Source organism: Sporichthya polymorpha DSM 43042 (assembly GCF_000384115.1).
Taxonomy (GTDB): domain Bacteria; phylum Actinomycetota; class Actinomycetes; order Sporichthyales; family Sporichthyaceae; genus Sporichthya; species Sporichthya polymorpha.
In genome coordinates this window covers 1,405,862-1,421,233 of the sequence record NZ_KB913029.1, presented here as the reverse complement: position 1 = coordinate 1,421,233, position 15,372 = coordinate 1,405,862, and the positions used below count along the sequence as shown (strand labels likewise).

Below are 15,372 nucleotides of genomic sequence, written 5' to 3'. Positions count from 1 at the left end.
CATGACCGCTCCCCAGATCGTCCGCCCCGACTACGTCGCGACGAACCGCGCGCGCATCGGGTCCATCACGTTCGAGGTCGGGCCGGAGATGACGACCATTCACTACCCCGGCGACACCTCGGAGATCCGGACCTCGCAGGTCTTCCGCGGATTCGTCCGGATGCTGGACTGGATGCGCGGCTTCGACGCCTTCCGGATGGAGGGCGATTTCACCATCACCGAGACCGACGGTGGCCTGACGTGGGAGTTCGGCTTCGCGCAGTTGCACGCCGACTCCACGCGCACGCCCTACACCGAGCGGTTCCCGATGGGCGAGGCCGCGGACTTCTGCCGGTGGGTCGCGAACATGGCCGCTCCTCACACCAGGAACGGCCACCTCTCGCCGGCCGGGCGTCTGCCGCAACCCGGTGAGTTCTCCGAGCACTTCTTCATCGATCGACTGCTGGAGGCGGCGAAATGAACAACCGCGACTTCCCTACCCGGGTCCTGTTCAACAACATCCCGGCTCCCCGCGCGGCCCGCTGGGAGAACCTCGACATCAAGTACGGCAAGCTCGAGATCACCGATCCTGAGCAGGCCTGGCGCTTCCGCCTGTTCAACCTGCGGGACCACCTATCCAAGCTCGAAGCGCTGTGGACGGTGCACGTGGTCGGGCACGTCGGGCCCCTGCTCATGCTCGCCTCCCAGGAGGACGAGGAGTTCCCGTGGGAGGGCCACGACAACGACGAGGCCGAGACCATCGTTCTCCTCAACGGCCAGATGCGCTTCGTGGTCAAGGAGTCCAAGACCGACCGCGAGGTGTGCGACGTGCACCTCGAGTCCGGCGACATCCTCGTCCAGCCCGGTGAGACCAGCCACAAGGCCTACGGCGACGGCGAGGACGCCATGCTGGCGATCATCGAGTTCGCGCACTGATGGGCCGGTTGACGCCGGTCAGCCGCGCGGATGCCCCGCCGGCCATCCAGGAGGTCTACTCGGCCGTCTTCGGGGACCGCGACCCGGTCGCGGACCCGGGGACGGACACGGGGAGTCGGGGCGACTGGTGGACGACGATGGCGCTCTCGCCGGACCTCCTCGCCACCCTCACGGCACAGTTCGGAGCCTTCAACAGTGCCGCGCGGGAGCTGCCCGAACAGCTCCGGGAGATCGCGATCGTCCGGGCCGGATTCGTGACGGAAAGTCAGTTCGTCTACTCCCAGCACTCCAAGGTGGCCCGGGCGGTCGGGCTGAGCAAGGCCGAGGTGGAGGCCATCTCGGCGTGGGCGAGCTCGGAGGACCTGAGCCGGGAACAACGGGCCGTGCTCGCGTACGTCGACGAGCTGGTCCTCCAGAACGGCCGGGTCCAGGACCCCACCTTCGACGCCCTGCGGGCGTTCCTGTCGGACACCGCGATCCTGGAACTGACGATCGTCGCGGCGTCCTACCACCTGCACGCCATGGTCTCCCGGGCGCTCCGGCTGGAGTTCGACGACGTCGGTGAGCGCATCGTCGAACTCCCGGCGCCCGCCGGCTTCCAGGAGTCCGACCTGCTCGCCCTGCTCCGCGGCGACTGACTCCGTCGTCGCCGGGCTCGGCGGGACGACCGCGTATCCACCGATCTGCTGAAAGGGCATCACATGACGAGCACAATCGTTGTCGAGGACACTGAGATCAAGGCGCTCGACGACGTCGCGGACCGGTTCTTCGCCGCGGTGGAGGCCGGCAACATCGACGCAGTACGGGAGATCTACTCCCCGGACGCCCGGATCTGGCACAACTTCGACGACTACGCCTCCACACGGGAGGAGAACCTCCAGGTGCTGGGGTGGGTGTCCGCCAACGTGCCAGGGTTCCGGTTCGAGGAGGTCCGCCGGTATTACATCCCGGGGGCGTTCATCCAGCAGCACGTGATCCGGGGGCAGAAGCCCGACGGCTCCGAGATCCGCTGCCCGGCGATCCTGAAGGTCGAGTGCAGCAACGGCCACATCGACCGGATCGAGGAGTACTTCGACCTCAGTCAGATGCCGCTGGGCTGAGGGGCCTGACGCCAGGCTGAGCCTACTTCGCTCTGGTGGCCCGTAGCACGTTGCGGACCACCAGAGCGATCTCGACGTTCAGGGCGGTCGCCGGGTCCTCCAGGTCGAACCCGGAGACCTCCGAGCAGCGCCGCAGCCGGTACTTGACCGTGTTCGCGTGGACGACCAGTTGCTCCGCCGTCCGCGGGAAATTGCGTCCGCTCGCGAAGAACGCGGCGAGCGTGCTCATCAACTCCCCGCGGTGGAGCTGGTCGTACTCCTCGATCGCGCACAGGTAACGGTCCGCCAGGCCGCGCAGCTCCGCGTCGCTGAGGTTCTCCACGATGATGCGCGCCAGGCCGAGGTCCTCGTAGGACGCGACGCGGACCTCGGGGGCGGTGAGTCGGCACGCCAGGAGCGCCCGCCGGTACGACTGCGCGGCCGATTCCGAGGGGGAGCCGGGCAGGATGGGGCTGCCGATCCCGGCGCGGACGCCGTCGAAGCCGGGCGTGTTCAGTCGCTTCAGCACGCTGCCGGCGCCCTCCTGCGGATCGTCGGCCGAGGTCGGCCACAGGCAGACCACGCGACCACCGACCACGACGGAGCGGACGAGCGCCCGCGCGCCGTGCGCGGCGAGATGGGTGTCGATGAACCGCGCCGCTTCGCGCAGCTGACCATCGGTCGGCCCGTTCTCGACCCGTCCGGCGCGCCGCGAGGGCACCCACTCGAAGACGACGGCAGAGGCCGCGTCGTTGATGTCGTAACCCAGCATGACGGCGCGCGCGGCGACCGCCTCCGGGTCCTGCTCGGCGAACAGCAGGTCACCGATGTACTGCGCCTGTTGCTCTCGGGCCCGCTGCTCCAGCGCCCGGCCCTTCCAGACCAGGAGCGAGGCGCAGTTGGCGGCGGCCTCGACGGCCTGCAGGTACAGGATGCCCAGCTTGCGGGACGTCTCGGCGATGGAGATGTAGCCCCAGAGGGCGGACTCGGTGCGGATCGAGGCCATGACGCGGGAGTGGTAGTCGATCTCCGGCAGCGGCCCGAAGCGGAACGCGCCCACCTCCCGCTGCAGCTGCTCGGGCAGGTCCGCGCGGTTGAGGGCGGTCACGATGTCGGCCGGAACGCGCCCGGCCTCGTTCGTCCGCCGGCGCGCCGAGTCCGGATTGCCGACGTCGTAGAACGCGACCACCTCGTTGTAACACGTCTTGATGCTGACGGGATTGCCGGTGGCCAGGGCCAGCGCACGGCAGATGGTCTGCATGGTCCCGCCGGTCACGACGATCTCCTGCAGCCGGCGCTGGATGCGCAGGCTCGCCTCGATCTGGGCCTGGTGGTACACCAGCAGCTCGCGGTGCAGACGCGGCTGCAGTTCCGCCACTGAGCTCGTCGTCTCCAGCCACAGCAGGGCGATCCGCCGGGAGGCCGCCCGGCGGAACAGCGTCGTCAGTTCCGGGCCCTGCGGGGCCTGGCCCGGCCCGACCAGGCAGAGGACGGGCCAACCCGAACGGTCGGTCAGCGCGCGGTCCAGGGAGTCGGAGCCGACGGAGTGGAACAGGCCGCGGCCCTCGCAGCCCTGGTCACTCAGCAGCGACGCGGCCACCGGACGGTACGGATCGAACGCACCCTCGTTCAGCACCCGGCTCGCCTGGAGCAGAGGCAGCTCGAGCAGGTCGGCAATGGCGAAATCCAAGACGCAACCCTCGATCACGGCCGCAGTGGGCACTTCGCGAGGACACCGATACTTCCCGGTGGTGAAGGGATTCGGGGTATCGCGATAGTAAATATCGCGGGCGCAGACAAACCTGGTTGCGGGTGACCCGGGGGGTCGTGGGCTGAGCACAGGCCGCACCCCGTCCGTTGGTGTGGGAGGGCAAAGTGTCTGCGCCATCCGACGTACGTCTGAAATGTGATCAACTGCGGGAACACGGGATCGAGGTTCTGGCCGTCACCGCGCCCGAGCTCGGCGAGTGCGTCGACGAGTACGCGTCGTTACTCCTCGCGTATGCCCGGGCCGTCACCTAACTCCAGATGCCGAGCTTCGCCAAGGCGCCGACCGCCCGGAACGGCTGGGACGCATCGCGGAGCAGTTGAAAGGCGTGAGCTCACCATCGACTACCTCAGCAACAACGTGGGCGTGGCGCTGGAAGGCCTGTTCCTCGAGCACGACAGGGAGGCGCAGCGGGCCTATCCGCTAATGACGCGGTCACCGGGTCGAGAACTGAGCCGGTGTCAGTTCTGCGCCCGTGAGCCAGGGCGCGATGGACGCCGGCGATGGCGCCGGGGACGGAGAAGTCGATCGGCGACTCGCATGCGAAGTCCGTCGGGTGGACCACCAGGACGGGTTCGGGTCTATTGGCGGCTGAGCTCTCCAGCGTCCCGCTTCCCGCAGGACCGAACTCGTACCGGACCGGGCCCAACTGGAAGGCGATGAGGTCATTCAGTTGGTCGCGGCGGTACGGCGTGGCGGTGAGGCCGAGCCAGCGACGGGCCGGGATGGTGCGAACGGCTGCCTCGAAGGCAGCAGCGGGGATGTGGTGGCATTCGTCGACGACGACCAAGCCGTATCCGGCGAGCTTGTCATCGAGATCGTCGCGTCGCGCGAGGGTTTGGAGCGTCGCAATGTCGACGATGCCGCTGAGTTTCGAACGGCCTCCGCCGAGCTGGCCGGGCTTCACTCCGAGGAGCGACTGGATCTGGCTGCGCCATTGGTCCGCCAGCGTCTTGCGGTCCACGAGCACCAGGGTGGAGACGGAGTGCGCGGCAATGGCTGCGCAGGCCATGACGGTCTTGCCGGAGCCCGGTCGGGCGACGAGCACGCCGAGATCGTGCGGGAGCGCATTCTCAACGGCAACACGTTGCGCCGAGGTCAGTTCGACGGTCAGCGTGGCGTCTATTCGCGAGCCGCTTGACCGCTGGTCGTCGACTTCGACCTTGCTGCCAGCTTCGTCGATGACGCGGGCGACGGTGTCGAGGAGGCCGCGTGGCAGGACAAGCTGACCGTCGAGGGTCTCGTCAAAGGACTGGATGAAGCGCGGGATGTTCCACGTCGACTGCCGACGGCGCTGCCGGTCGTAGAAGTCTGGGTTCGACATCGACGCGGCGTGCTTGAGGGTCGAGTACTGAGCCGGCGTCAGTTCCTCACTTGGCAGATGAACACCGCCATTCAGGGTGAGGTGCACACGCGCCGACGCACGCGGCTGGGTTTTCGTTGCTGCTCTCGTGTGGAGCCGCTGAACCTTGACGCCGGCTGTCGGTTCGCGAAGTCGACCAGCGATCGCTGTGACCTGTTTCGATTTCAGGCGGTCGAGAGTCGACAAGTACTCCCACTGGTCGTCGTACGGCTCCAGTGTGGCTAGTTCGAGAAACACGGTGGTGCCGTGCTCTCGTCGGCTGATCCCATGCAAGGGCGCGGCGATCAGATTGCCGAACCGTCCAATCGGCACCGTGTCTTGGGACGGGAAGAGGCGGTCGTAGCAACTGAGGTCCATGCGGCCGCGAAGGGCGATCGCCTCCCGGATCAGCCCGGTTCCCAGTTGGCGGGCCGTGGCTGCTGCGACCGGACCGGTGAAGAGGATCCACACATGCGCACCGACCCCCGAGCGCGAGACCTCCAGTGCAGCCGGTGCTCCGAGTGCGCGTGCTGCCTTGAGGTAGGCGAGTGCATCCAGCATCGCCGCGGCGCCGTCGAAGTCCGCTGCGAGGCAGCAGGTCTCGTCGCCGGGCAGCATCGGATACAGGCCGATGTGTAGCGACCCCCGCAGATGGGCGGCCACAACATCCGGCGTCAGCGGGAGGTAGCGCGGGTTGTCCTTCTTGCTCTTGCTCCAGCCTCCTTCGACCGCGGGCATCCAGCCAGACTTGCCGAGCCGTTCGTTCTCCCACCGGATGGAGTACACGTCGCGGCGAGCTCCGAACAACGCGGAGTAGAAGGCGACCTTGGCCTCCGGCGACGAACCTGCCGTCACCGGTCCGGGTGTTCGGTCGAACCAGGCTGTTTGTGTGCTGTTCGCCGGTGTGGCTTCGTGCTTGGTCATTCGCAGAAGCTTCTTGAGGCGCTCGTTCTCCCTTCGGAGCTCCGCGAGCTGCCTGCGCAAGTCGTGCCCGCTCCCGGCCGGGTCTGGAGTTTGTGGCAAGTTTGATAGTACCCTTCACTGTGTGGAGTGATCTATCAAAGTGGAGCGAAACGTGGCTGCGGTCGATGCTGTGCGGGTCGCGCTTGATTCCGTGTGGGGCGGCGCGCTTGCACGCAGCATCGAGGATGTCCGACTGGACCTCAAGGAGGACGCTGCGACGGTGAAGGAGTCGGGCCGGGTCGCGCTCGACGCGGCCCTTTGTCTGGCCAATACGGCTGGGGGCTCAATCGTTTTTGGAGTTCAGGACGCCGTTCGTGGGCGCGAGGCATTCGTCGGTACGAGCCTGGACCCCACGGCGCTTCGGAAATACATTTACGACAACAGCAGGCCGCGGCTGCTGGTCGACGTCGAGGAGATCGACTATCGCGGCCATCGCCTAGTGGTGATCTCGGTGCGGACGGATGACGAGATCTACGCCGACACAAAGGGCCGCGCGCCTTACCGGATCGGCTCGGACTGTGTCGGCATGGATCCGGCGACCGCCCAACGCGTGCGCGACGAGCGTCGAGGCTTCGACCGGTCAGCCGGACCCGCGAACAACTCTGCGGTCGACAACGGGGCGCTGGCGCGCGCCCGTCAGCGCCTCCAAGCATCGCTCAGCCCGGTGAGCAACGGGCTGGCCAAGCTGTCGGACGAGGACCTGTTGCGCGCGCTCGGTCTCACCGACGGCGATGGTCGGTTGCTGTTGGCAGGCGAATATCTGCTGGGGGCCGGTACGACAGTTCACTACCTTTACCGGGACTCACCGGGTGGCGAGCCCAGGATGGTGGAACGTTTCCAGGAGCCGCTGATCGTCGCGTTCGACCACATCATGCGGCTGTTCGAACTGCGACGTCAGTTCACCCCGGTCACGTTGCCGGACGGACAACAACTTCAAGTCGAGGACTTCCCTGAGCTGGCGATCCGCGAGGCACTCATCAATGCCCTCATGCACCGAGACTTGGCATCGCCCGCGCCGGTCGTGGTGGAACATTCGCCGTCGGTGCTTGTGATCACCTCGCCGGGCCCACTGGTCGCCGGTGTGACCGTCGACAACATCCTCACTCACCCCTCGACCCCGCGAAACCGCTCCCTGACATCCGCGGTGCGCTTGTTGGAGTTGGCGGAGGAGATCGGTCGCGGGGTGGATCGCATGTATCGGGAGATGATTCGATCTGGCCGACCGGCTCCCACCATCGACGCCGGCTTGGACAGTGTGCGGGTTGCCCTGGTTGGGGGCGCCCCGGACGTCAACGTCGCCCGTTACGTGGGCACGTTGCCGGCGTCCATCCGCGATGACACCGACGCCATGCTCATCCTCCTGCGCTTGTGTGGCACGAAGACGGTGCACGCCCCGACCTTGGCTTCGCTGCTCCAGAAGAGCGCGGCGGAAGCCGAGGCAGCGTTGCGCCGGCTTGCGTCTGAGCCGTTCGCGATCGTCGAGCCGACTCGGCAATCCATGCGAGCCGCCCACCCGCACTACCGCCTCCGGGAAGAGCCGTTGAGGCAGCTGGGCAGTGCGATCACCTACGCCCGACGCACGATGGACGAGATCGATCGACGCGTCATCGCCCACGTTCGGGAGTACGGGCGAATCACCAACGCGACCGTGCAGAACCTCTTCAACGTATCCATGCCTCGTGCTCGACAGATCCTCGCCGGCCAGGTTGACCGCGAACTGTTGGTCAAGACCTCCCAGGCGCAACGTGGACCGGGTGTGGAGTACGGCCCTGGCCGTACGTTTCCGCCGGCACCCGACCGGCGGCGTCGGGGCAAGACAGCGACCGAGCAAGAGCTCCCGCTGGACCTCTGACACCACGCGCTGCGACGAAAACGCGGGCACGGGTCTCGCTGCCACGTCCGTCCACGGGCATGGTCCGCACGTTTACGACAACCTCGTCAGCGACGAAGCATGGCGCCAAGGAAATCGGCCGCGTGGAGCTGCCGACCGGAATGGAAATCCCCCACTTCCGTGGAGGCATGAGCTATGAGGAGTAGCCATGTCAGAGACGAGAAGGAAGTTCGACGCCGAGTTCCGTGAGGGGGCGGTGCGGCTGGTCCGGGAGAACCCGGGCAAGTCCATCGCGGCGATCGCGCGGGACTTGGGCATCAACGAGGGCACGCTGGGGAACTGGGTCGCCCGGGACCGGGCCAGCGAGGGCGGGAACGGGCAGCTCACGGCCGATGACCTGGCCGAGCTCAAGCGGCTGCGCGCGGAGGTCGCCGAGCTGCGGATGGAACGTGATGTCCTCAAGCGCTCCGTGGTCCTGTGGGTGAAGGAGGCGACGAAGTGAGCGTGGCGGGCTTCATCGCCGACCAGAGGACCTCCTATCGGGTGCCCCACGCGGTCTGCTGCGCCATCCTCGGGGTGAGCGTGTCGTGGTTCTACAAGTGGCTGGCGCGGGTCGGGAACCCGGCCCCGACGGTGCGGGCCCAGCGCCGGGCCCTGCTCGATGCTGAGGTGCGGCGGTGCTTCGAGGCCTCGGGGGGCATTTACGGATCGCCGCGGATCCATCTGGATCTGGTTGAGGCCGGCTGGCAGGTCAGCGTGAACACCGTCGCGGACTCGATGCGCCGCCAGTACCTGTTCGGGCGCAAACCCAAGCGGTATAAGGGATTGACGCGCCAGGACAAGGCCGCGCCGAAGTTCCCGGACCTGCTGGGCCGTGACTTCAGCGCAGCGGCGCCGAACCGCAAGTGGTGCGGGGACATGACCGAGGTCCCGACCGGGGAGGGCAAGCTCTACCTGGCGACCGTGATCGACCTGTACTCGCGGCGGCTGCTGGCCGCGGCGATGAGCGAGCACCCGGACGCGGTGCTGGCTGCGGATGCGATCAAGATCGCCGCTGCTGTGCGCGGTGGCCGGTCGGTGATCGAGGGTGTCATCTTCCACACCGACCGCGGCTCGACCTACACCGCCAAGGACTTCCGGCGCCTGTGCGCCGAGCAGCTCGGGATCCGCCAGTCGATGGGCAGGGTCGGGTCGTGTTTCGACAACGCAGCCGCGGAATCGTTCTTCTCCACCCTTGAACACGAGGTCCTGTCCCGGCACACGTTCGCGACAAAGGCCGAAGCCCGCGCGGTCATCGGACCTTGGTGCTACGAGTTCTACAACCATCGCCGCCGGCACACCACCGCGGCTGGACTGCCACCGGTCCGATACGAAATGATGCTCACTGACGCACCATCAGCTGCATAACGGAACCCTCCACGAAATGAGGGGATTCTCAGAACGGCCGGCGGCAAAGGTGCAGGTCAGCGTTCGTGCGCTCTCGATCGTTGACGAGCGCATGGCGGCCGAGGGCGTGACTGCGGCTTCGTCACGCCGATGACTCTCGATGAGTTTTGATGAGTTTCTGATGAGTTCGCACAGCACCGAGGCCCTCTTCCCGGACGGAAAAGGGCCTCTGAGCTGCGGTTTTATCTGTCGGGGTGGCGGGATTTGAACCCACGACCTCTTCGTCCCGAACGCGGATACAGCGAATCAGCCAGTATCGGACGGCACTGGATCATGCCGTTGAGCTGGGCGCTCGTGTCAGTCGGCGCCGACGGATGTCAGCGGTTGTCGGAGTTCTTGATGCCTTTTCGATGCCTCGCGAGCACTCCGTACGCCGTCAGCGTCGCCGCCTGCTGGCGGCCTGGTCGGCGGGCGGGGCGGGGTCCTTCGTGGCCTTGGTCCTGCCGTTGGCCGATGTCTTCGCCCGGGCAGCCGAGCTACGGGACGTCCGATTCGTGGCGAGCCCCTCGAGGAGGAGATCCGCCACGGCGTCGGCCAGGCCCTCCGGGGTCTCCGGCTTGGCCGGGTTGTACCACTCAGCGGCGAAGTTCAGCCCGCCGATGATGGACAACAGAGCCGCCTTAAGGTGCGGCACGGGACGCAGGACCCCGTCCTTGATCCCCTGCTGCGCCACGCCGAGGAACAGGTCTTCGTACTCCTGCCGCAGCGCCAGGGCCCGGGCCTGGCCGTCGGGGCCCAGGTAGCGCCACTGGTTAAAGGTGACCTTGGTCTGTTCGACCGTCTCCGCGAGGACCCGCATGTGCGCGCGGATGGCGGCGCGCAGTTTGATGTCGGCCGGCTCGTCGGTATCGATCGCTTCGGAAATCGCGTCGATGTAGTTGGTGATGCCCTCTTCGACGATCGCGAGGAGCAGTTCCTCCTTGCTGCGGATGTGCGCGTACAGGCTGCCGGGTTGCAACCCGACGGCTTTGCTCAGGTCGCGCATCCCGACCACGGGATAGCTGTGCTCCCCGAACAGCCGGATGGCTTCGCGGACGATCGCTTCCGGAACAGCGGGGCGGGTGGACGATCCGTGCGCCGATCGCTTGGCGATGGCCATCCCTCGGTCTCCTCGCTTGCGGGTCCGTGCTGGGCCGTGACGGGGGCCGTCGCCTCGCTGCGGCGGAAACGTCGCTGCCATTCTGCGTTATTGAGCCCGCCGGGCGCGAAATTGCGCTTCGGCACGGCGCCCGACGCGTGACCGATCTTAGCGGCGCGCAGCAGGTCCCTGATCACTCACCGTGACCGTCGCCGCTAGTCAATGCCGGTGCGCAACGTCCCCGTCCGCGCCCCGTCGACCCATCGGGTCCGTGCAGAAACGGCGCCGACGAACGCCCTTGCCGCGCCGCCCGGCGCCGGTGCTCGGCCTCCGCGCGGGCGAGACAGCACCACCGCCCGGAATGTGTTGACACCGACCGGTTCGTCGCCCAGACTCACCGAACGGGCGTTCGTTTGTTACGTGGAACACCTACAAGCGCGGGTCGCGCAGGCCCGCACCGCCTATCTCGGGAGATGTCGTGGACTGGAAGGTCCTGAAGAGTCAATGGGATCGGGTCGCGGCCGTCGGCCTGATGCTCGCCGGTGCGGTTTCCCTCATCGCCGGCTATCTGCAGGTGGCGGACTCCAAGTTCCTGGCCGAGCAGACGCGATTCATCACCTCCGGCGGTCTCGGCGGGCTGTACCTGCTGGGCCTGGGTGCCACCCTGTGGATCTCCGCCGATCTGCGCGACGAGTGGCGCAAGCTGGACCGGATCGAGCGGGCGCTCGCGGACGGGGTCCTGCGGTGGATGGACGCTCCTGCGTCGGCGGGCACGTCAACGGGGCGCGAGAGCGCCCCCGTTGCGCCCGAGAACGGGTCGGCCACCGATCTCGACAGCACCCTCGCGCACTCGGTTCGCTCCCGTGAGCACGCGTAGTCCGGCGCGCGGGGCGAGCGTCCACCGCGCCCCTACGGGGCGGATCGAGTCGACGGCGACGGCGGGATCCCCGTGGCCGATGTCGGCGTATGTGATCTTCGGGGTGCTGACGCTCGTGGGCGCGGCTCTGTTCCTGACCGGCACCGGCATGGTGGCCGACGAGAAGCTGTACGACGACCAAGTCCCCGGGATGAACATCGCCATCGCCGGTGTGCTGGTCGGGAACGCAGCCGGGGCTCTCCTACTGGTCGCGGGCCGTCGCGCGGTGACGACGCGTCGGATTCGGGTGCTGGGAGCGGTTCCGGCCGCCGCGGTCGAGGTGCCGGTCGTGGCGGTCCCCGCGGAGTCGACCGCGCTGGTCGCGGGGGACGGGTTGGTCCACTTCCACCGCGCGGACTGTCCGATGGCGACGGGTCGTGCGTGGGCAGCGGCCGAGCGGGCGGTTCATGAGCGTGCAGGTCGTCGAGCGTGCGGGGTGTGCAAGCCGTGAATGAGTTCCTGAACTATCTGGTCCCCGGCATCGCCGACGGGTCCGTGTACGCGCTGGCAGCACTGGGCCTCGTGCTGACCTACAAGACCTCCGGGGTGTTCAACTTCGCGCACGGCGCCTTGGCGGCCACGGCGGCCTACTTGTTCTACGAGGGTTACGTCGAGCAGAACTGGCCCTGGCCGGTCGCGTTCGTGCTGAGTCTGCTGCTGGTCGGTGTCGTCGGCGGGTTGCTGTTGGAACGCCTGGCGACCTTGCTCGCCGCGGCGCCCACGGTGACAACGGTCGTGGCGACGGTCGGCCTCCTGGTCCTCCTGCAGTCGCTGATGACGGCGATCTACGGATCGGCGGACAAGAAGGCCGGGGACTTCCTGCCGACCAACGGTCCGCGCGTGGGGGACGTGACGATCTCCTACGGCGACATGATGGTGACGGCGTTCTGCCTGGGCGCGGCGCTCGCGCTGTTCCTGTTCTTCGGCCGCACACGGATGGGCAAGGCCATGACGGCCGTGGTGGACGACCCCAACCTGCTGGCGTTGCAGAAGTCGAACCCGTCGGCCGTCCGTCGACTCTCCTGGGTGCTCGGCTGCTGCTTCGCCTCGACCTCCGGAATGCTGCTGGCCCCCAAGCTGGGCGTCTCGGTCAACGTTCTGGTTCTGATCGTCATCGCCGCATACGGCGCGGCCGCGGTCGGGCTGTTCGAGAACCTGCCGCTCACCGTCGGTGGTGCCTTCGCCATCGGCATCATGGTCAACTACTTCCCGTCGTTGACGCAGAAGACCGATTCGCTGTTCCTGCAGAGCCTGCCGCGCAACATTCCGTTCCTCGTGTTGCTGCTGGTCTTCCTCCTGGTGCCGGCTCGCCTCCTCACCGAACGCGGAGTACGTAACGCGCGGCGCTTCGAGCCCCCGCGGGCGTTCTCGCCGCGGGTGACCGCCGCCGGCTTGACGGCGCTCGCCGTGACCCTGCTCGCGGTTCCTCACGTCGTGCGGGATGCCGACATCACCGTGTACAGCGCCTTCGTCGCTTACGGGATCATCTTCCTGTCGCTCGGCATGTTGCTCTACATGTCCGGCATGATCTCGCTGGCGCACATGGGCTTCGCGGCGATCGGGGCGGTGGCGTCGGGCAAGTTGATGACGTTCGGGTTCTTCGACTGGCTGCCCTTCGTCGGTGGGAACACCGTCTCCTGGCCGGTGGCGATCCTGCTCGGCGGCCTGATCGCGGTTCCCTTCGGGGCGATCGTGGCGATCCCCGCCATCCGTCTGGCCGGGATCTACGTCGCCGTGGCCACGTTCGGTTTCGGAATCCTGCTCCAGCAGGCGTTCTACCTGGCCCCGGTCATGTTCGACACCGGTGCACTGGTCCAGCATCCGCGGCCGGGAACGGATTTCTACGTGCCCGGCACGGCCACGGCCGAGCCGATCGAAGGGACGGCCGCGCCGCTGTTCGGGGTCGACTTCAACAACGAGCGGAACTACTACTACCTCGCGTTGGCCGTCCTGTTCCTGGTGGCCGCGATCGTGCTGGTTGTTCGGCGGAGCCGCCTCGGAACCCTCCTCCGCGCCATGTCGGACTCGCCGGTCGCACTGTCCGCGCACGGGGCCAACACCAACGCGATGCGCGTGATCGTCTTCTGCCTGTCGGCCTTCATCGCCGGCATCGGCGGGGGTGTTCTGGCCGGGGTGACCCAGTCGGCCAGTGGATCCTCCGGTGGCACGTTCGACTACACCACCTCGTTGATCTTCGTGGCGGTCCTGGGCTTCTGCGGACGTCGACCGATCCTGTCCCCCCTGCTGGCTGCGTTCGCCTTCCAGGTCGTGAAGATCTACCCGCCGTTCGACCACCCCACGATGATCGAGTATCGGGGCGTGATGTTCGGAGCGCTGGCGATCCTGGTGGCAATCTGGCCCGCCCTCAACTTCGGTGCGCTGCGTGGCCGTCGAGCCGTCGAGCGCGAGGACGGGGAGCTTGGAACGTTGGGATTCCCGTCCCGGTTGAACGCGCCACCGATCCAGGTCGTGACGGTGCGTCAGGATGACGATCGGTCATTGGTCCTCGCCGGATCGCAGGAGGCGTCGCGGTCATGACTGTCGACCTGGATGTCGCCAACGTGACGGTGCGCTTCGGCGGCATCGTCGCCGTCAACGATGTGTCGCTGTACGCCAAAGCGGGTCAGATCACGGGGTTGATCGGCCCCAACGGTGCCGGCAAGACCACGTTCTTCAACGCCTGTACCGGGCGGAATCGTCCGTTGTCGGGCACCGTCCGGCTCGGTGATCACGACCTGCACGGGCACCGCACCTCGAACCGGGCTCATCACGGGCTCGGCCGGACGTTCCAGCGGATGGAACTGTTCGAAAGCCTGTCGGTGCGGGAGAACGTGCGGTGCGGGCCGTCGGCCTTCTACTCGAGCTTACGCCCACTGGGCCTGCTGTACTCGACCCGTAAGGAGACCCGGCAGATCCACGCGCGCGCCGAGGAAGCGCTGGACCGCTGCGGACTCAGCGGGCTCGGAGACCGGGTGGTGGGCGACCTCTCGACGGGCCAGCGTCGCCTGGTCGAGCTGGCTCGGGCCATTGCGACCCCCTTCAAGTTCCTATTGCTCGATGAGCCTTCGTCGGGCCTGGACGTGTCCGAGACACACGCGTTCGGCAAGGTCCTGACCGACTGGGTGTCCGAGACCGGGAACGGCATCCTCATCGTCGAGCACGACATGGCCTTGGTCTCCGAGATCTGCCAACAGATCTACGTCCTGGACTTCGGCAAGATCATCTACTCCGGGACCACGCGCGAGGCCCTGAGCAGCGATCTGGTCAAGGCTGCCTACCTCGGGGAGGTCTCCGTTGCTTGAGTTGCGCAACATCACGGCCGGCTACGACACCGGGACGGTGCTCCGGGACGTCTCGCTGGTGGTTCCGGACAACGCGACCGTCGCCCTGCTCGGCCCCAACGGCGCGGGAAAGACCACCTTGCTCCGGGTCGCTTCCGGCCTGCTGAAGCCCTACTCGGGTCATATCGTGATCGACGGTCGGGATGTCACCAGCTACGCCCCCTACAAGATGGCGCGTCAGGGAATCATCCACGTCCCGGAAGGTCGCGGGATCTTCCCGTCGTTGACGGTCGGGGACAACCTGCTCCTGCAGAGCCCGCCCGGCGAGTTCCGGAAGGCCTTCGCCACCGCTACCGGCACCTTCCCGCGTCTGGGCGAGCGAGCCCGCCAGATCGCCGGGACCATGAGCGGGGGCGAACAGCAGATGCTCGCCCTGGCCCACGCCTACGTCGGCAACCCGCGCGTGGTGCTTCTCGACGAGGTCTCGATGGGTCTGGCCCCCAAGATCGTCGAAGAGATCTTCGACTACCTGACCGATCTCGGGCGGCAGGGCATCGCCCAGTTGCTGGTCGAGCAGTACGTCGGACAGGCGCTGAAGATGGCCGATTACGTCTACATCCTCGATCGAGGACGCATCAGTTTCGCCGGTGAACCCGCCGAAATCAGTGAGGAGACAATCATGAACAGCTACCTCGGGTCCCTGGCGTCATGAGGGCGCCTCGTTGGGCACTTGCCCTCACCGCGCTCGGGACG

16 protein-coding genes are annotated in these 15,372 nt (G+C 67.2%); 13 read left to right on the top strand and 3 right to left on the bottom strand.

Annotated elements, in window-relative coordinates; translation table 11 throughout:
- Nucleotide 1 precedes the first annotated feature (1 nt).
- The 4 genes from SPOPO_RS0107000 to SPOPO_RS0106985 all read left to right on the top strand — a co-directional run bounded on the left by SPOPO_RS0107000 (nt 2) and on the right by SPOPO_RS0106985 (nt 2,015).
- A complete protein-coding gene (locus SPOPO_RS0107000; RefSeq protein ID WP_019874079.1) occupies nt 2-460 on the top strand; it encodes a hypothetical protein in 459 nt (152 codons plus the stop codon).
- Nucleotides 457-915 carry a cupin domain-containing protein gene (locus tag SPOPO_RS0106995; RefSeq protein ID WP_019874078.1) on the top strand — a complete coding sequence of 153 codons (459 nt, stop codon included), beginning with the start codon at nt 457-459 and terminating at the stop codon, nt 913-915. Before SPOPO_RS0107000 ends, SPOPO_RS0106995 begins: the two co-directional genes overlap by 4 nt.
- Complete coding sequence (locus tag SPOPO_RS0106990; RefSeq protein WP_019874077.1) at nt 915-1,553, top strand: carboxymuconolactone decarboxylase family protein; 639 nt, start codon at nt 915-917, stop codon at nt 1,551-1,553. The genes SPOPO_RS0106995 and SPOPO_RS0106990 overlap by 1 nt, the downstream gene beginning before the upstream one ends.
- A gap of 63 nt (nt 1,554-1,616) precedes the next feature.
- Entirely contained in the window at nt 1,617-2,015 is a 399-nt protein-coding gene (locus SPOPO_RS0106985; RefSeq protein ID WP_019874076.1) for a nuclear transport factor 2 family protein, read from the top strand.
- 22 nt (nt 2,016-2,037) lie between these two features.
- Here SPOPO_RS0106985 and SPOPO_RS0106980 read toward each other — a convergent pair whose 3' ends face one another.
- Nucleotides 2,038-3,684 (bottom strand): PucR family transcriptional regulator, encoded by a 1,647-nt coding sequence (locus SPOPO_RS0106980; RefSeq protein WP_156869651.1) that lies wholly within the window; start codon nt 3,682-3,684, stop codon nt 2,038-2,040.
- A gap of 185 nt (nt 3,685-3,869) precedes the next feature.
- Between SPOPO_RS0106980 and SPOPO_RS34245 the strand changes: the two genes are divergently transcribed.
- Nucleotides 3,870-4,016, top strand: a complete 147-nt coding sequence (locus SPOPO_RS34245) for a hypothetical protein (RefSeq protein ID WP_019874074.1) — start codon at nt 3,870-3,872, stop codon at nt 4,014-4,016.
- Between the two features lie 95 nt (nt 4,017-4,111).
- On the opposite strand, the gene SPOPO_RS28185 is transcribed toward SPOPO_RS34245, so the two are convergent.
- The gene (locus SPOPO_RS28185; RefSeq protein ID WP_156869649.1) at nt 4,112-6,028 is read right to left on the bottom strand and encodes a TOTE conflict system archaeo-eukaryotic primase domain-containing protein; all 1,917 of its coding nucleotides are present in this window, start codon (nt 6,026-6,028) and stop codon (nt 4,112-4,114) included.
- 151 nt (nt 6,029-6,179) lie between these two features.
- Here SPOPO_RS28185 and SPOPO_RS0106965 point away from each other — a divergent pair, with 151 nt between their 5' ends.
- The 3 genes from SPOPO_RS0106965 (at nt 6,180) to SPOPO_RS0106955 (ending at nt 9,305) form a co-directional block, all read left to right on the top strand.
- Complete coding sequence (locus SPOPO_RS0106965) at nt 6,180-7,919, top strand: ATP-binding protein (RefSeq protein WP_019874072.1); 1,740 nt, start codon at nt 6,180-6,182, stop codon at nt 7,917-7,919.
- Nucleotides 7,920-8,106: 187 nt separating this feature from the next.
- Nucleotides 8,107-8,400, top strand: coding sequence for a transposase (locus SPOPO_RS0106960; RefSeq protein ID WP_019874071.1), 294 nt, complete (start codon nt 8,107-8,109; stop codon nt 8,398-8,400).
- A complete protein-coding gene (locus tag SPOPO_RS0106955) occupies nt 8,397-9,305 on the top strand; it encodes an IS3 family transposase (protein WP_019874070.1) in 909 nt (302 codons plus the stop codon). The genes SPOPO_RS0106960 and SPOPO_RS0106955 overlap by 4 nt, the downstream gene beginning before the upstream one ends.
- Nucleotides 9,306-9,720: 415 nt before the next feature.
- Here the strand turns inward: SPOPO_RS0106955 and SPOPO_RS28180 are convergent, their stop codons facing one another.
- Nucleotides 9,721-10,443 carry a TetR/AcrR family transcriptional regulator gene (locus tag SPOPO_RS28180; protein ID WP_019874069.1) on the bottom strand — a complete coding sequence of 241 codons (723 nt, stop codon included), beginning with the start codon at nt 10,441-10,443 and terminating at the stop codon, nt 9,721-9,723.
- Between the two features lie 457 nt (nt 10,444-10,900).
- On the opposite strand from SPOPO_RS28180, the gene SPOPO_RS0106945 reads away from it, so the two are divergent.
- From SPOPO_RS0106945 to SPOPO_RS0106930, 5 genes are all read left to right on the top strand, one after another.
- Nucleotides 10,901-11,299 (top strand): hypothetical protein, encoded by a 399-nt coding sequence (locus SPOPO_RS0106945; protein ID WP_019874068.1) that lies wholly within the window; start codon nt 10,901-10,903, stop codon nt 11,297-11,299.
- A gap of 79 nt (nt 11,300-11,378) precedes the next feature.
- On the top strand, nt 11,379-11,789 hold the full coding sequence (locus tag SPOPO_RS28175; protein ID WP_019874067.1) for a hypothetical protein: 411 nt from the start codon (nt 11,379-11,381) through the stop codon (nt 11,787-11,789).
- Nucleotides 11,786-13,876: a branched-chain amino acid ABC transporter permease gene (locus SPOPO_RS31920; RefSeq protein WP_169577167.1), complete on the top strand. Its 2,091-nt coding sequence runs from the start codon at nt 11,786-11,788 to the stop codon at nt 13,874-13,876. Before SPOPO_RS28175 ends, SPOPO_RS31920 begins: the two co-directional genes overlap by 4 nt.
- Nucleotides 13,873-14,640, top strand: a complete 768-nt coding sequence (locus SPOPO_RS32485; RefSeq protein ID WP_051098296.1) for an ABC transporter ATP-binding protein — start codon at nt 13,873-13,875, stop codon at nt 14,638-14,640. Before SPOPO_RS31920 ends, SPOPO_RS32485 begins: the two co-directional genes overlap by 4 nt.
- Complete coding sequence (locus tag SPOPO_RS0106930) at nt 14,633-15,331, top strand: ABC transporter ATP-binding protein (RefSeq protein WP_028984575.1); 699 nt, start codon at nt 14,633-14,635, stop codon at nt 15,329-15,331. Before SPOPO_RS32485 ends, SPOPO_RS0106930 begins: the two co-directional genes overlap by 8 nt.
- The last annotated feature ends 41 nt before the right edge of the window (nt 15,332-15,372 follow it).